The following is a 15,619-nucleotide window of genomic DNA, read 5'->3' as shown; positions in this document are numbered from 1 at the left end:
GAGGTTCTACGTGCCCACCGGCAAGGTCAAGTGGTTCGACACCACGAAAGGCTTCGGCTTCATCGCGTCCGACGAGGGCGGCGAGGTCTTCGTGCACGCCAACGAGCTGCCCGACGCCGCGAACGTGAAGCCCGGCGCCAAGGTCGAGTTCAGCGTCGCCGACGGTCGCCGCGGCCCGCAGGCCATGGGTGTGCGGCTGCTCGAGCCCGCGCCGTCGGTCGAGCGCGCGCAGCGCATCCAGAAGCGCAAGCCCGCCGACGACATGGCGGTCATCGTCGAGGACCTCATCAAGCTGCTCGACGGCGTCGGCAACGGTCTTCGCCGCGGCCGCTACCCCGAGAAGGGCATGGCGACGAAGGTCGCGACCGTCCTTCGGGCCGTCGCGGACGACCTCGAGGCCTGACATGGCGTCGACGACCCGCTCCACCACGACCCGCGCTCCCCGTGCGGCGCGGACGACCCGCGCGGCGCGCGGCCACGACGCCGTGCTCGAGGGCGCCGTCGAGCTCGCTCGTACGGCCGCCGAGCAGGACGCGGAGTCGGCGTCGGACGTCGGCGAGCACCTCGGGGTCAGCCTCGACGCCGACCGGCTCGCGACCCACCGGTTCGCGTGCACGATGCGCGGCTACGCGGGCTGGCACTGGTCGGTGAGCGTGTCCCGGATCCCGCGCAGCCGTACCGCCACGGTCTGCGAGGTCGCCCTCCTGCCCGGCGACGGCGCGCTCCTGCCTCCCGCGTGGCTGCCCTGGTCGGAGCGGCTGCGCCCCGGCGACGTCGGCACGGGTGACGTGCTGCCGTTCCTGGCCGACGACCCGCGGCTCGTCGCCGGGTACGTACCGTCGGGAGACGACGAGGAAGACAGGGTCGCGATCGAGGAGCTCGCTCTCGCGCGCGTGCGGGTCCTCGGTCCGCAGGGCCGGGACGAGGCCGCGGAGCGTTGGTACCGCGGCACGCGCGGCCCGACGGCGCCCGGAGCGGTCGCGGCGGACGCCGAGTGCTCGACGTGCGGGTTCCTCGTGCCGCTGCAGGGCTCGCTCGGTCAGCTCTTCGGGGTGTGCGCGAACGCCTGGTCGCCCGACGACGGCAAGGTCGTGAGCCTCGACCACGGCTGCGGCGCGCACTCCGAGACCGACGTCCCGCAGCACGCGAGCGACTGGCCCGCCCCGGACCCCCTGATCGACGAGCTCCGCATCGAGGTCGAGCGCGCCCCCGAGGCGCCGGCACCCGAGGCGCCGGCACCTGAGCCGCAGGCCACCGACGAGGCGCCGTCGTCCGACGAGGCGCCGTCGTCCGAGGAGACCACGCCCGCGCCGTGAGCGACGCCCCCGCCGACCCGTTCGGCACCGCGGCCCTGCGGGATGCTGCCGTCCGGGCCTGGCAGTCCTCGCCGACGCGTCTGCGTGAGGACGCGAACCTCGAGGAGGACCACGCCCGCGGCTGGTACCGCGACCGCGTGGTCGTCGAGCTCGCGCAGAACGCCGCCGACGCGGCCGCGGCGGGCGGGGGGCCGGGGGAGCTGACGCTGCGGCTCGTCGAGCCCGCCGGCGCGGACGAGCCCGCCGGGTATCTCGTCGCGGAGAACACGGGCGCGCCCCTGACCGCCGACGGCGTGGCGTCGCTCGCGTCCCTGCGTGCCTCCACCAAGGCCGGCCCGGGCGGCGCTCCGGGCGGTGCCGTCGTCGGACGGTTCGGGGTCGGCTTCGCGGCGGTCCGGTCCGTGGCCGACGAGGTCACCGTCGTCACGCGCGCCCCCGACGGCGACACGCGCGGCGTTGCGTTCTCCCTCGCCCGGACGCGTCACGTCCTCGCGGAGCAGGGGCTCGCGGACCGGCTGCCCGACCGTGGCGACGCGCTCCCGGTCCTGCGCCTGCCCTTCCTCCCCGCCCCCGACGCCGCGGACCACGTCGCCGCGCAGGTCGGCGCCGTCGAGCTCCCGTCGCCCGGCCGGACGACCGCCGTCGTGCTCGCGCTGCGCGACGACGAGGCCGTAGCCGCAGTGCGCCGCCAGCTCGACGACCTCGACGACGCGCTCCTGCTCGCGCTCGGCGCGCTCGACGTCGTGCGGGTCGAGACGGGCGGCGAGGTGCGGACGCTCGGCCGGGATGCGTTCTCGCCGGAGCGGGGCTGGCGGGTCGCCACGGCGCACGGCGCCGTCCCGGCGCAGCTGCTCGCCGACCGTCCGGTGGAGGAGCGCGACCGCACCGGCTGGAGCGTGACGTGGGCGCTGCCCGTGGCGAGCGGCGGGCGAGCCGACGCGCCGGGCACGACGGGTACCGGTGTCGTGCACGCGCCCACGCCCACCGCGGACCGCACCACGCTGCCCGGCGTGCTCGTCGCGACCCTCCCGCTCGACGCCACCCGCCGGCACGTGGTCGAGGGGCCGCTCGCCGAGCACGTCGCCCGGGAGGCGGGCGAGCTGTTCGCTCGCACCGTCGCCGAGGTCGCGCGCGAGCACCCCGACGCGGCGCTCGCGCTCGTGCCCCGGGGCGTGCCCGCGGGGTGGGTCGACGCGGTCGTGCAGGACGCCGCGGTCGCGGCCCTCCGCGACGCGCCGCTGTTCGACGGCACGCCCGCGCGCGGGGCCGTCGCGATCGAGGGACCGGTCGGCGCCGACGCCGCCGTCGTGGCCGCGCTGCGCCCCGCCCTGCACGGGCTCACGACGCTGCCACCGGCCGCCCGCGGAGCCGCGCGGCTGCTCGGCGTGTCCGTGCGACCCCTCGCGGACGTCGTCGAGGACCTTGCTCCCGGCCTGCCGCCCGGCGGCTGGGGTCGCGCGCTCGCGGCCCTCGCTCCCTACGCGTCGGACCCGGACGTGCGTGAGGCCCTCGCGTCCCTGCCGGTGCCCGTCGTCCCGGCCGCGGACGCTCCCGGACGTCCGGCCGTCGTGGCCGTCACGGTGCGGGGCGCGCGCGGCGTCGTCGTGGGCGACGTCCCCGACGCCGTCCTCGACGTCTTCCGCGCCTGGGGCGTGCCCGTGGCCCATCCCGACGCCGCGCACCCCGTGCTCCACGAGCTCGGCGCGCTCGCCCCCGACGACCCGGCCGTGCTCGACCTCCCCGCCGTCCGCGCAGCGCTGTCGCGGGCGGCCGACGACACGGCCGAGCAGGACGCGCCGGACGACGCGGCCCGGGTGCTCGTGCTCGTCGCCGCGATCCGGCGAGCCCACCCGTCGGTCACGCTCCCGCGTGCGGCAGGGGCCGTCCTCCTGCCCGCCCGCGACGGCGAGACCGGGGAACCCGTCGCGCCGCAGGCCGCCGCCGACCTCGCCGTCCCCGGAACCTGGGCCGCGGACGTGCTCGACCTCGACCTCCTCGACGTCGACGCCCTCCCGCCCGGCACCGACCCTGCCGCTCTGCTCGACGCCGCAGCCGCTCTCGGCGCGCACACCGACCTCGACGTGGTGACGCTGCGCGACGTCGTCCTGCCCGGGCCGGGTGAGGACGCGACCCTGCCCGACGACCTCGACGACCTCCTCGGCGACGACGTCCTCGACCACCTCGAGGCGCTCGCGGACCGCGTCGGCGGCGGCACGCTCGTGGACGAGCTGGACGTCGTCGTGCCGCTCGACGCGGTCCCCGACGACGCGACCGCCGAGGTCGTCCGGCACGTGCTGGCCGAGCCGCGCCTGCGCGCGGCCCTCCTCGCGCGGCCCCTGGGCGAGGCGTCGCACCTGTCCGGGTGGGTGCGTGCGAGGCTCGGTGCCCCGTTCACGCTCCCGGCCGGTGACCGGGGGCCGCACGTGCCGTTCGTGCCCGGCCTCGACGAGACCGCGCCCGACGCCGTCGGGCTGGCCGACCTGCTCACGGACCCGCGGGTCGCGGAGGCGCTGGGGGCGGTGCGGGGCCTCGACGCGCTCGACGACGACGCGCTCGGCGACGTCCTCGACCGCGTCGCCGACCCGGGCGTGGGCGACGACGCGGCGCTCGCGGACGCCGCGGCCCTGTGGCGGGCGCTGCGTGCCGCCGCCGGGCGCGGTGCGGTCTGGGACCCGCCCCCCGACCGGGTCCTCGCGCTCGTGCTCGACGACGACGGCCGGTCCCGTGCACGTGTCGTCGACGCCGCGGACGCGCGGGTGGCGTCCGGGCCGCACGCCGCGGTGCTGGGGCCCGTCGTGCCCGCGTCGCCGGACGAGGTCGACGCCGTCGCCGACGCGCTCGACCTCGACGTGCAGGCCGACGACGTCCCACCCGACGTCGACGGTGACGCCGGGCGCTGGGAGCTCTCCCCGGGCGTCCTCGCCCTCGTGCCCGGCGTGCCGGTCGTCGCGCAGCGGCACCACCGCCTCGCCGTCGCGGGCCACCCGGTCACGTGGTGGGTGACGCGCCAGGTGGCCGGGCAGGAGGAGCCGGGGGCCGTCGTCGTGCACGCGACGACGACCGACGGGCTGGCGCGCGGCCTCGCGCTCGCCGCGGGGGACTGGTCGATGCGCCATGCGCTCGCGGCGGCGCTCGCGGACCCGTCCGCAGCCGACGCCCTCGTCGCCGAGACCGCCTGGGACTGACCGCCCGACGACGGCGGCGCGGTCAGCCCTGGTAGCGGGTGCGGTTGCGGTGCTCCCACCACAGGCCGACACCGCCGAGGGCGAGCCCGGCGCACGCGATCGCGACGAACCGTCCGCCGGTCACGGTGCTCGTCGCCTCGAGCACGATCGCGACGACGAGAGCGACCGCCCAGGCCGCGATCCCGAGCCAGATCGGGGGGCGGAGGTCGACCCGCTCGGCGGGGACCTCGGCCCGTCGACGGTCGGGGTGGAGGACGACGTCCTTCAGGGAGGGCACGGCTCGAGGGTAGTCCAGAGGGCGGGTTGCGCGGCCTGCGAAAGGCGCCCGACGACACAACTTGGACACTCGTCCAGTTCATCCGGGTGAAAGAGCCGTATGACGTCGTTGGCAGGTATCGCGCGGGCGGTATCCTCGCTCACGTCTTCTCAGGTCCTTCTCCCGGTCCGACCACCGCCCGCAGCACGGGCGGCACGGGCCCGAAGGCGGTCACGGACCCCGGAACGGGGCCGCAACAACGACTCGCGCAAGCGGAAGGAACAACGTGGCGGGGATCGTCGCCGACCGCTTCCGGGGAACCTCCCCCCGGGCTGCGGAGGCACGCCGCCGAGCCCGGGTCCGGGCCGCTCGCGCGGACGTCGACCGGTCACGGTGGTACGCCGCCTACCGGCGCCGGCTGCTGCTCACCGACGCAGCCGCGGTCCTGCTGTCCGTCGTCGTCGGCTACGTCGCCCACTGGCGCGGCATCGTCGCGGGCAGGCCGGACACCGGCGTCACCTGGCACGACCCGCTGAGCGCCGCCGTGATCGCCCTGTGCTGGTTCGGCTTCCTCGCGTACACGAAGTCACGCGACATCAAGGTGCTCGGCGCCGGGTCGGCCGAGTACCAGCGCGTCTTCGGCGCGACCTGGCGCATGTTCGCCGCGCTCGCGATCGTCGCGTTCGTCGCGCGCGAGTACGGCGCGCGCGGCTACATCGCGGTCGCCGCGCCCCTCGGGCTGGCCACGCTCCTCCTCGGACGGTACGGCTGGCGGCAGTGGCTGCACCGGCGCCGCGACGAGGGCCTGTGCGTCTCGACCGTCCTCGCGATCGGGCACCGGTCGCACGTCGAGGACCTCGTCTCCGACCTCAACAACCGGCGCGACTCGGGCTACCGGGTCGTCGGCGCATGCGTCCCCGTCGCCGAGCTCACCGACGGCCCCGACGTCCAGGGCGTCCCGGTCCTCGGCGACGTCTTCGGTGCCGCGGACATCGCGGGCGCCATCGGCGTCGACACCGTCGCCGTGACGGGCTCGGGCGCGCTCACCAAGGACGTCGTCCGGCGGCTGGGCTGGGAGCTCGAGCCGTCCGGCGTCGACCTCATGCTCACCGCGGCGCTCGCCGACGTCGCCGGACCCCGCATCACCATCACCCCCGCGGAGAACGCGGCCCTGGTGCACGTCGAGGCACCCCGGTTCACGGGCGGCCGGTACTGGCTCAAGGCGCTCACGGACTGGTTCGGCGCGTTCGTGCTCACGCTGCTGCTGAGCCCGGTCCTGGTCGTGGTCGCGATCGCCGTGAAGGCGACGAGCCGGGGAAAGGTGTTCTTCTCGCAGCAGCGCGTGGGCCGCAACGGGACGCTCTTCCCGATGTACAAGTTCCGGTCGATGCGTGAGGGGGCGGAGAAGGAGGTCGACGCGCTCGCCGACCTCAACGAGGCCGCGGGCCCGCTCTTCAAGATCCGCGACGACCCCCGCGTCACGCGGGTCGGGCGCGTCCTGCGCCGGTACTCGATCGACGAGCTGCCCCAGCTCCTCAACGTGCTCCGCGGCGACATGAGCCTCGTGGGCCCGCGGCCCCCGCTGCCCGGCGAGGTCTCCGCCTACGAGAACGACGTGCGCCGCCGCCTCCTCGTCAAGCCGGGCATGACGGGGCTGTGGCAGACCAGCGGACGGTCGGACCTGTCGTGGGAGCAGAGCGTGCGTCTCGACGTCTACTACGTCGAGAACTGGACCCTGTTCGGCGACCTCGTGATCCTCGCGCGCACCGCGAAGGCCGTCCTGCGCAGCGACGGGGCGTTCTGACGCCCTGAGCGTGTCCTGCCTCGTTCCGCCCGACGGCGCAGCGCGGCCCCCGGAATCTGGCACGATGCTCCCATGACGTCCGCCGCCCCCACCGCGCAGCGCTCCGCCGTCGACCGGTTCTTCAAGATCAGCGAGCGAGGCTCGACGGTCGGCACCGAGATCCGGGGTGGCCTCGTCACCTTCTTCTCGATGTGCTACATCATCGCGCTGAACCCCCTGATCCTCGGTGGGAAGGACGGCACCGGCGCGCTGCTCGGCGGCGCCGACGGCCGCGCGACCATCGCCGCGACCACGGCGCTCGTCGCGGGCGTCATGTCGATCCTCATGGGCGCGGTCGCGAACTTCCCGCTCTCGATCGCCACGGGCCTCGGCCTCAACGCGGTCGTCGCGTTCTCCATCGCGGCGCAGCCGGGGATGACGTGGGCCGACGCGATGGGCCTCGTGGTCCTCGAGGGCATCGTCATGCTCGTCCTGGTGCTCACCGGGTTCCGGACGGCGATGTTCCGGGCGGTCCCGCGCGAGCTCAAGGTCGCGATCAGCGTCGGCATCGGCCTGTTCATCGCGCTCCTCGGGTTCTTCGACTCCGGGTTCGTCCGGCCGGGCGACGGCACCCCGCTCCAGCTCGGCATCAACGGGTCCCTCGCCGGCTGGCCGCTGCTGGTGTTCGTCGTCGGGCTGCTGCTCACGCTCGTGCTCATGGTCCGCAAGGTGCGTGGCGCGATCCTCATCTCGATCATCGTGATGACGGTCGCCGCGGCGATCCTCCAGGCCGCGTTCGCGATCGGCGCGCAGAGCGACAAGAACCCGCGAGGCTGGTCCCTCGACGTCCCCGAGTGGCCCCACAAGGTCGTCGACCTGCCTGACTTCTCGATCGTCGGCCACTTCTCGCTCACCGGCGGGTTCCGCGAGCTGGGCATCCTCACCGTCGTCCTGCTGGTGTTCTCGCTCGTCCTCGCGGACTTCTTCGACACGATGGGCACCATGGTGGCCGTCGGGTCCGAGGCGAAGCTCCTCGACGCCCAGGGCGACCCGATCGGCACCAAGAAGATCCTCGTCGTCGACTCCGTCGCCGCGGTCGCGGGCGGCGTCGGGTCGGTGTCCTCGAACACCGCGTACGTCGAGTCGACGACGGGTGTCGGCGACGGCGCCCGCACCGGCCTCGCGAGCATCACGACCGGCGTCGCGTTCCTGCTCGCCACGTTCCTGTCGCCGCTCGTCGCGATGGTGCCCTACGAGGCCGCGACCCCGGCGCTCGTCGTCGTCGGCTTCCTCATGATGACCCAGGTCTCGGGCATCGACTGGAAGCACTGGGAGGTCGCGATCCCCGCGTTCCTCACGATCGTCCTCATGCCGTTCACGTACTCGATCACCACCGGCATGGGCGCCGGGTTCGTGGCCTACGTGGTCCTGCAGATCGCCGTCGGCAAGGCGCGCAAGGTCCACCCGCTCATGTGGATCGCCGCCGCCGCGTTCGTCGTGTACTTCGCGCTCGGCCCGATCCGGGAGCTGCTGAACGCCTGAGGCGGGCGCGCGACGATGCACGGCTTCTACCCGCTCCAGAACACCGTCCAGCCCTACGACTGGGGTTCGACGCACGTCATCCAGCAGCTCCTCGGCCTGGACGTCGACGGCGCGCCCGCCGCCGAGCTCTGGCTGGGTGCGCACCCCGTGGCCCCGTCGCGCACCCTGCACGACGGCACCGCGACCAGCCTCGTCGACCTCGTGCGCGACGACCCCGTGGCGACCCTCGGGCGCCGCGTCCAGGACACGTACGGCCCCCGTCTGCCCTACCTGCTCAAGGTGCTCGCCGCCGAGCGCGCGCTCTCGCTGCAGGTCCACCCGCGCCCGCACCTCGCCCGCGCCGGGTTCAACCGCGAGAACGCCGCGGGCGTGCCCCTCGGCGCACCCGAGCGCTCCTTTCGCGACGACCAGCACAAGCCCGAGATGATCGTCGCGCTCACCCCGTTCGAGGGCCTCGCCGGGTTCCGGCGCCCGCGCCAGTCGCTCGGGCTGCTCGACGGCCTCGACGGGGTGCTCGTCGGGCGCATGCGGGACGCCCTCGGCCACGGTCACGGGCGCAGCGCCGACGCCGTGCGCCGGGCGTTCGAGCTCGCCGTCCACGCCCGCGCGTCCGACGACGTCGCCGACGACCTCGAGCACACGCTCGCCTCCGTCCGGACCCGGGCCGGGGACGGGGGGACGGCCGTGCGCGGTCGCGCCGACGCCGTCGCGCTCCGACTCGGCGAGCAGTACCCCGGCGACCCGGGCGTCCTGGCGTCCTACCTGCTCAACGTCTTCGCGCTCGAACCCGGCGAGGCCGTCTTCCTCGCGCCCGGGCAGGTGCACGCCTACGTCCGCGGTGCGGGCGTCGAGATCATGGCGTCCTCCGACAACGTGCTCCGCGCCGGGCTCACCCACAAGCGCGTCGACGTCGACGCGCTCCTCGAGTGCTCCGACTTCGTCCCCGCGCCGCCGCCGCGGCCCGTCACGTCGCTCCTCGCGCGCGGCCTGACCACCTACCGGGTGCCGATCCGCGAGTTCGGGCTCGTCGTCGGGGACGTGCTCCCCGTCGACGGGGAGCTCGCCCTCCCCGGTGCAGGCCCGCGCGTCGTGCTGGTGCTCGGTGGGGTGCTGCGGCTGCGTGCCGACGCCGCGGGGGAGACGTGCACGCTCGCGGCCGGGGAGTCGGTGTTCGTGCCCGACGCCGCGGGTGCGCTGAGCGTGAGCGGCGAGGGCCGCGTCACGGTCGCCTACGTCCCCTGACCGCTGTCTCTGACCGCCCCTGCGCCGTCATCACGTCTCGCCGAAGTAGTACGGCCGCCGTACTACCTCGCGAGGTAGTACGGCCGCCGGTCTACTTCGGCGAGCATGCGGTCGTTCACCGCCCTTCGCGCCGACCATGCGCCTGCGCCCCTTCTCGGCGTCGAGAAGGGGGCGGTTCGCATGGTCGGCGCCATCGTGCTCCACGCTGCCCTCCGGACTGGCTCACCGTCGAAGCGGGGTCGGAACGATTTGATTAGCATGGGTAATGAGCGTAGGGTAACGAGCGTGCCCGAACCTGAACCCGATGCCTCGACCGCCGCGACGGCGACGACGCAGACCCTCCCCGAGAGCCCCGCAGCCGAGCTGCGCGTGGCTCTTTTTCGCGTGACCCGGCGGCTCAAGCAGCAGCGCGCGACCGCCGACATCACCGAGGGCCAGCACGCCGTCCTCACCACCCTCTGCAAGCACGGTGCGATGACGCCGGGCGCCCTCGCCGACCACGAGCGCGTCAAGCCGCCGTCGATGACGCGCACCGTGAACGCGCTCGTCGAGCGCGGGTTCGTCCGCAAGAGCGGCAACCCTGACGACGGCCGCCAGGTCGTCGTCGAGCTCACCGACGAGGGGCACCGCGAGATCGTCGAGACGCGCCGGCGCCGCGACAAGTGGCTCGCCGTCCAGCTCGACGAGCTCACCCCCGCGCAGCGCGAGACGCTCCACCAGGCCGCCGAGATCCTCCTGGAGGTGGCCGCTCGGTGAGCACCTTCTCCTCGCTGCGCTACTTCAACTACCGGCTCTGGTTCTCGGGCGCGCTCGTCGCCAACGTGGGCACGTGGATGCAGCGTGTCGCCCAGGACTGGCTGGTCCTCACGGTCCTCTCGCACAACTCGAGCTTCGCCGTCGGCGTCGTGACGGCGCTCCAGTTCCTGCCGTTCCTGCTGTTCGCGCCCCTGGGTGGGCTGCTGGCCGACCGGTTCGACCGCCGCCGCCTCCTCGGCGTCACGCAGGCGTCGCAGGGGCTCCTGGCGTTCGGGCTGGGTGCGCTCGTGCTGACCGGCACCGTCGAGCTGTGGCACGTGTACGCGTTCGCGTTCGCGCTCGGCGTGGTCGCGACGATCGACGCGCCGGTGCGCCAGACGTTCGTCGCGCAGCTCGTCCCCACCGACAAGCTGTCCAACGCGGTGGGCCTCAACAGCGCGTCCTTCAACGCGGCCCGCCTGATCGGTCCGGGCGTGGGCGGCCTGCTGATCGCGGCGGTCGGCCCGGGCTGGGTGTTCGTCATCAACGGCATCTCGTTCGCGGCGACGATCCTCGCGCTCACGCAGATGCGCACCCGCGAGCTGCGGAGCATGCCGGTGGCGAAGCGCCGCAAGGGGCAGGTCCGTGAGGGCATCCGCTACGTGCGGAAGCGGACCGACATCGTCGTGATCATGATCGTCGTCGGCGTGGTGTCGATGTTCGGGCTGAACTTCCAGCTCACCTCGGCGACCATGGCGCGCACCGTCTTCGACAAGGGTGCAGGGGAGTACGGCATCCTCGGCTCGATCCTCGCGATCGGCTCGCTCGCGGGGGCGCTCCTCGCGGCCCGGCGTGAGCGTCCGCGGGTCCGGCTCGTCGTCGGCGCCGCCTTCGGGTTCGGGCTGGCGACGGCGGCCCTCGCTCTCGCGCCGACCTACGCGAGCTTCGCGGTGCTCTGCATCCCGGTGGGGCTCGCGAGCCTGACGATGATGACGGCGGCCAACGCGACCATCCAGATGTCGACCGAGCCCGAGATGCGCGGCCGCGTCATGTCGCTCTACATGATGGTCTTCCAGGGCGCGACGCCCATCGGGTCGCCGATCGTCGGCTGGATCGGCGAGCAGTTCGGGGCGCGCTGGTCGATCGGCATCGGGTCGGTGACGGCGCTGCTGGTGTCCGTGGGAGCGGGGATCTGGGTGCTGCGCCACTGGCACGTGCAGGTGCGCTACCGCGTCGTGACCCGCCCGCACCTGGTGGTGCGCTACCTCGACGCCGACGACGGCGCGGCGGTGCCCGTCCCGGCCGCCCGGGTGGCGCTGGCCGAGGCCGAGCGGGAGCTCGGTGAACAGGACACGCAGGCGCGGACCAACGCCGCCTGACGCTCAGCCCAGCCGCTCGACCACGAAGTCGACGCACGCGGTGAACGCCGCGACGTCCTCGGGGTCGATCGCGGGGAACATCGCGACGCGGAGCTGGTTGCGACCGAGCTTGCGGTACGCGAAGGCGTCCACGACCCCGTTGGCCCGCAGGGCTGCGAGCACCTCGCCGGCGGGCAGGGCGTCGTCGAGATCGATCGTCCCGACGACGTCCGAGCGCTCCGCCGGGTCCGTCACGAAGGGCGTCGCCCACGGCCGCGACCCGGCCCAGCCGTAGAGGTGGGCTGCGGACGCGGCGGTGCGCGCCGTCGTCCACGCCAGACCGCCCTGCTCGAGCATCCAGTCGAGCTGTTCCGCCATCAACAGCAGGGTCGCGATGGCCGGGGTGTTGAGGGTCTGGTCCTGGCGCGAGTTCGTGAGCGCCGTCGTGAGCGAGAGGAACTCCGGCACCCAGCGCTCGGCCTCGAGCTCCGCGGCGCGCGCGACCGCGTCGGGCGACAGGAGCGCGAGCCAGAGGCCGCCGTCGGACCCGAACGACTTCTGGGGCGCGAAGTAGTAGGCGTCGCTCTGCGCGACGTCGACGGCGAGGCCGCCGGCCGCCGAGGTCCCGTCGATCACGGTGAGCGCGCCCGCCTCGCGCGAGCCGGCCACGCGCTCGACCGGGCACGCGGCACCCGTCGAGGTCTCGTTGTGGGGCCACGCGTACACGTCCACGCCCTCCTCGGCGCGGCAGTGGGCGACGGTGCCCGCGGGCGCCTCCACCACGCTCGACGGCGCGAGGAAGGGCGCGCGCGACGTCGCCTTCGCGAACTTGGCGCCGAACTCGCCGAAGGCCGCGTGCTGCGCCCTCTCCCGGACGAGGCAGAACGTCGCGACGTCCCAGAACGCCGTCGAGCCGCCGTTGCCGAGCGCGACCTCGTAGCCCTCGGGGAGCGCGAAGAGCTCGGCCAGGCCGGTGCGGATCCGGCGGACGAGCGCACGCACCGGCTCCTGGCGGTGGGACGTCCCGAGCGGGGACCGGCCGGCCGCCGCGAGCGCGCTCACCTGCGCGTCGCGCACCTTGCTCGGACCGGCGCCGAAGCGGCCGTCGCCGGGCAGGAGGTCGGTGGGGATGCGGATGTCGGCGGGAGTCGTGGCCACGTGCTCAGGGTAGGGGAGCGGCGCCCGGCGGCCGTACCCGATTCCGGTGGGTGGGCCGCCCTAGACTGAGACCCACCAACGCTTCAGGGAGCTGCAGTGAGCGATCTCATCGACACCACCGAGATGTACCTCAAGACGATCTACGAGCTCGTCGAGGAGGGGATCGTCCCGCTGCGTGCCCGGATCGCGGAGCGGCTGGGACACTCCGGCCCGACGGTCTCGCAGACCGTCGCCCGCATGGAGCGCGACGGCCTCGTCGTCGTGACCGGCGACCGTCACCTCGAGCTGACCGAGCAGGGGCACAACAAGGCGATGCGCGTCATGCGCAAGCACCGCCTCGCGGAGCGCCTGCTCACCGACGTCGTCGGGCTCGACTGGGAGTACGTCCACGAGGAGGCGTGCCGGTGGGAGCACGTCATGAGCGACCGCGTGGAGAAGCGTCTGGCGGAGCTGCTCGGGCACCCGCACTTCTCGCCGTACGGCAACCCGATCCCCGGCCTGTCGGAGCTGGGGGAGGAGCCGACGCACGAGGACTTCCTGGAGGGTGTCGTCCCGCTGCTCGACGTCGCTCGGCCGGCCCAGGGCACGGCCGAGGTGGTCCGGGCGGACGTCCGGCGGCTCGGTGAGCCGCTGCAGCCCGACGTCGAGCTCCTGGCCCGCCTCGCGGAGGCCGGGATCCTGCCGGGGCAGTCGGTCGAGGCCCAGTGGGACGGCGGCATGCTGTCCGTCCGTGGAGGCGATGCGGAGAAGCCCCTGGCGCTCGCCGACGAGGTCTCGCGGCACGTCTTCGTGGCCGCACGCTGAGCCGCTTCCGGGCCTCGCGCTGGGACCTCCGTACCAGTTCGGACGAGTCCCGAACGAACGTCGTGACCGGGGCGTGACATTCGCCGCGGGGTCGTGTACGTTCGGGGGCAGTTCCGGCGGCAACCGTCGTCGGAGCCCTCACGGAGAGCGCCGAGCCCTGTCGCTCCGTGAGGGTCCCAGCGAATGTAGAAGACAGGGACGGGGGACCCACAATCGGGAGTCGGAGACGACTTCCTTGGGGTGAAGCCCGAGGCACCGCAAGGTGCCGGAGGCCGGGTGTTTCTCCCACCCGAACCCGACAGCTGACCTCGTAGGCGAAAAGGAGACAACGAGTGAGCACGTCCACCACTCGCGCCCGCCACCGTGCGGCGCGTCGCCCCGTCACTCCCTTGGCATCCCTGGCGAGCGCCGCGACCGGCGGACTTTCCACCGTGGGTCGCCGCACCGCCGTCGTCGCCGCGTCCTCGGGCCTGCTCGTCTCGATGCTCGGCGCTCCGGCCGCCCACGCGGCCACCTCGCACTCGGACGCCCCGAGCAAGCTCAGCACCGTCGACCTCGACGCGCTGACCGCCGCCGCGAAGGCCGAGCTCCAGACGTCGAAGACCGTCACGGTCACGAAGCACGTCAAGTGGACCGCCGACGCCGCGGCCGTCAAGGTCACGCCGGCCCCCGAGCCCGTCGTGCACCGCACGGTCCAGGCCGCGAGCCGTTCCGAGGTCCGCACGGCCCTCACGTCGACGAGCTCGAGCACCTCGGACTCCGGTTCGTCCGACTCGGGCACCTCGGACTCCGGCTCCTCGTCGAGCTCGAGCTCCTCGATCCCGTCCTCCGCGAACGGCTCGAAGATCATCGCGATCGCCAGCCGCTACGTGGGCGTCCCGTACGTCTACGGCGGCACCACGCCGTCCGGCTTCGACTGCTCGGGCTTCACGTCGTACGTGTACGCGCAGATCGGCGTCTCGCTCCCGCGCACGTCGTCGGCCCAGCACTACGCCGGCACGATCATCTCGCGTGCCGAGGCCAAGCCGGGCGACCTCATCTGGACGCCGGGTCACATCGCCATCTACGCCGGCGGCAACACGATCATCGACGCCCCCCGCCCGGGCAAGTCGATCCAGTTCCGCGCCATGTGGCAGACGAACCCCACGTTCATCCGCGTCGGCTGACGCCGCCAAGGCACCGAGCGCCCCGACCGCCTGCAGGCGGCCGGGGCGCTCGTCTATTGTCCCTGGGCTCGGTAGGCTATGGGTATGACGCGCGCAAAGAGCGTTCTCGTCGGCGTCGATGGTTCGGCGCCGAGCCTGCACGCCCTCGACTGGGCGACGATGTTCGCCGCCGACGCGGGGCTGAGCCTCCACCTGGTCTGCTCGTACTACCTCCCCACGCTGACGTCCGCGTCACTTGACGGTGGCTACGTGCCGATCGACGACGACGCGGTCCAAGCCGGTGCCAAGGCCGTGCTGGACGAGGCGGTGGCCCGGGTCAAACCTCACGGGGTTCCGGTCAGCGCGTCGCTCGCCGCCGGCGACGCCACCGGCGTCCTGGTCGACCTGAGCGAGGAGCACGAGCTCGCCGTCGTCGGGACGCGCGGGCGCGGAGGGTTCGCCGGGCGGCTGCTCGGGACGGTCTCGTCGGCGCTGCCCGCCCATGCGCGCTGCGCGACGGTCGTCGTGCCGCTCCGCACCCCCGACGGTGAACGCGTCCCCGAGACGGCCGAGCAGCTTCCGGCCGTGCGGCTCCCCGAACGCGTCATCGCCGGAGTCGACGGCTCTCCCACCTCCGAGGCAGCGCTCCGGCATGCCGCCGACCTCGCGCAGCTCTGGAACTGTGAGCTCGTCGCCGTCGCCGGCGTGCCGATCGCGTCGGGCGCCGGCGTCCTCGCCTGGCTCCCAGCGTCCGTCGACCACGAGCAGGTGCTCGCCGACGCGACCGCCAACCTCGACCGCGTGATCGAGCGACTCGTCGAGCAACGGCCGGGCCTCGATGTCCGGCGGATCGTCCTCGACGGCACGGGCGCCGAGCTCCTCGTCGAGTTCTCCCAGGCCGCCGACGTCATCGTCGTGGGCTCGCGCGGTCGCGGCGGGTTCTCCGGGATGCTGCTCGGTTCGACGAGCCAGGCGGTGCTGCACCACGCGCAGTGCCCGGTCATGGTCGTGACGAAGCGTTGCGCCGAGTCCGAGTCGGAGTCTGCGCCCGCAGAGGGCTCCGCGACTTCCTGACCGTCGTTGTCCTACCACCGC

The 15,619-nt window shown here is 74.0% G+C and carries 13 protein-coding genes and 1 riboswitch; of the genes, 11 read left to right on the top strand and 2 right to left on the bottom strand.

The genetic code is table 11. The features are described from left to right. Nucleotides 1-10 precede the first annotated feature (10 nt). The 3 genes from KDY119_RS14475 to KDY119_RS14465 are packed head-to-tail and all read left to right on the top strand — an operon-like array spanning nt 11 to nt 4,501. A complete protein-coding gene (locus KDY119_RS14475) occupies nt 11-403 on the top strand; it encodes a cold-shock protein (protein WP_036947254.1) in 393 nt (130 codons plus the stop codon). A 1-nt stretch (nt 404) separates the two neighbouring features. Then, a complete protein-coding gene (locus KDY119_RS14470; RefSeq protein WP_083890636.1) occupies nt 405-1,316 on the top strand; it encodes a DUF3027 domain-containing protein in 912 nt (303 codons plus the stop codon). Next, the gene (locus KDY119_RS14465; protein ID WP_153022463.1) at nt 1,313-4,501 is read left to right on the top strand and encodes a sacsin N-terminal ATP-binding-like domain-containing protein; all 3,189 of its coding nucleotides are present in this window, start codon (nt 1,313-1,315) and stop codon (nt 4,499-4,501) included. Before KDY119_RS14470 ends, KDY119_RS14465 begins: the two co-directional genes overlap by 4 nt. A gap of 22 nt (nt 4,502-4,523) precedes the next feature. Here KDY119_RS14465 and KDY119_RS14460 read toward each other — a convergent pair whose 3' ends face one another. Beyond that, complete coding sequence (locus tag KDY119_RS14460) at nt 4,524-4,778, bottom strand: DUF2530 domain-containing protein (protein WP_036947245.1); 255 nt, start codon at nt 4,776-4,778, stop codon at nt 4,524-4,526. A 265-nt stretch (nt 4,779-5,043) separates the two neighbouring features. Between KDY119_RS14460 and KDY119_RS14455 the strand changes: the two genes are divergently transcribed. The 5 genes from KDY119_RS14455 (at nt 5,044) to KDY119_RS14435 (ending at nt 11,438) form a co-directional block, all read left to right on the top strand. Further along, nucleotides 5,044-6,561 carry a sugar transferase gene (locus KDY119_RS14455; RefSeq protein WP_227994366.1) on the top strand — a complete coding sequence of 506 codons (1,518 nt, stop codon included), beginning with the start codon at nt 5,044-5,046 and terminating at the stop codon, nt 6,559-6,561. Between the two features lie 72 nt (nt 6,562-6,633). Next, nucleotides 6,634-8,082, top strand: a complete 1,449-nt coding sequence (locus tag KDY119_RS14450) for an NCS2 family permease (RefSeq protein ID WP_036947244.1) — start codon at nt 6,634-6,636, stop codon at nt 8,080-8,082. A 15-nt stretch (nt 8,083-8,097) separates the two neighbouring features. Next, entirely contained in the window at nt 8,098-9,324 is a 1,227-nt protein-coding gene (manA, locus tag KDY119_RS14445) for a mannose-6-phosphate isomerase, class I (protein ID WP_036947242.1), read from the top strand. Between the two features lie 285 nt (nt 9,325-9,609). Next, nucleotides 9,610-10,080 carry a MarR family winged helix-turn-helix transcriptional regulator gene (locus tag KDY119_RS14440; protein WP_227994365.1) on the top strand — a complete coding sequence of 157 codons (471 nt, stop codon included), beginning with the start codon at nt 9,610-9,612 and terminating at the stop codon, nt 10,078-10,080. Further along, entirely contained in the window at nt 10,077-11,438 is a 1,362-nt protein-coding gene (locus KDY119_RS14435) for an MFS transporter (protein ID WP_036947240.1), read from the top strand. The genes KDY119_RS14440 and KDY119_RS14435 overlap by 4 nt, the downstream gene beginning before the upstream one ends. A gap of 3 nt (nt 11,439-11,441) precedes the next feature. Here the strand turns inward: KDY119_RS14435 and serC are convergent, their stop codons facing one another. After that, on the bottom strand, nt 11,442-12,575 hold the full coding sequence (serC, locus tag KDY119_RS14430; RefSeq protein WP_227994364.1) for a phosphoserine transaminase: 1,134 nt from the start codon (nt 12,573-12,575) through the stop codon (nt 11,442-11,444). Nucleotides 12,576-12,671: 96 nt separating this feature from the next. On the opposite strand from serC, the gene KDY119_RS14425 reads away from it, so the two are divergent. The 3 genes from KDY119_RS14425 (at nt 12,672) to KDY119_RS14415 (ending at nt 15,598) form a co-directional block, all read left to right on the top strand. Beyond that, a complete protein-coding gene (locus KDY119_RS14425; RefSeq protein ID WP_036947236.1) occupies nt 12,672-13,379 on the top strand; it encodes a metal-dependent transcriptional regulator in 708 nt (235 codons plus the stop codon). A gap of 167 nt (nt 13,380-13,546) precedes the next feature. Next, nucleotides 13,547-13,711: riboswitch (cyclic di-AMP (ydaO/yuaA leader) on the top strand. Nucleotides 13,712-13,810: 99 nt separating this feature from the next. After that, nucleotides 13,811-14,545: a C40 family peptidase gene (locus KDY119_RS14420; RefSeq protein ID WP_227994363.1), complete on the top strand. Its 735-nt coding sequence runs from the start codon at nt 13,811-13,813 to the stop codon at nt 14,543-14,545. 84 nt (nt 14,546-14,629) lie between these two features. Beyond that, nucleotides 14,630-15,598 carry a universal stress protein gene (locus KDY119_RS14415; protein WP_036947230.1) on the top strand — a complete coding sequence of 323 codons (969 nt, stop codon included), beginning with the start codon at nt 14,630-14,632 and terminating at the stop codon, nt 15,596-15,598. Nucleotides 15,599-15,619: the final 21 nt, after the last annotated feature.

This window comes from Luteimicrobium xylanilyticum (assembly GCF_009429125.1).
GTDB classification, from domain to species: Bacteria; Actinomycetota; Actinomycetes; order Actinomycetales; family Cellulomonadaceae; genus Luteimicrobium; species Luteimicrobium xylanilyticum.
The sequence above is the reverse complement of the archived record's forward strand: the minus strand, read 5'-3'. Positions and strand labels throughout refer to the sequence as shown.

Coding starts and splice junctions, on each gene's coding strand:
- KDY119_RS14470 (WP_083890636.1), top strand. CDS start 405: ATGGCGTCGACGACCCGCTCCACCACGACCCGCGCTCCCCGTGCGGCG.
- KDY119_RS14450 (WP_036947244.1), top strand. CDS start 6,634: ATGACGTCCGCCGCCCCCACCGCGCAGCGCTCCGCCGTCGACCGGTTC.
- manA (WP_036947242.1), top strand. CDS start 8,098: ATGCACGGCTTCTACCCGCTCCAGAACACCGTCCAGCCCTACGACTGG.
- KDY119_RS14415 (WP_036947230.1), top strand. CDS start 14,630: ATGACGCGCGCAAAGAGCGTTCTCGTCGGCGTCGATGGTTCGGCGCCG.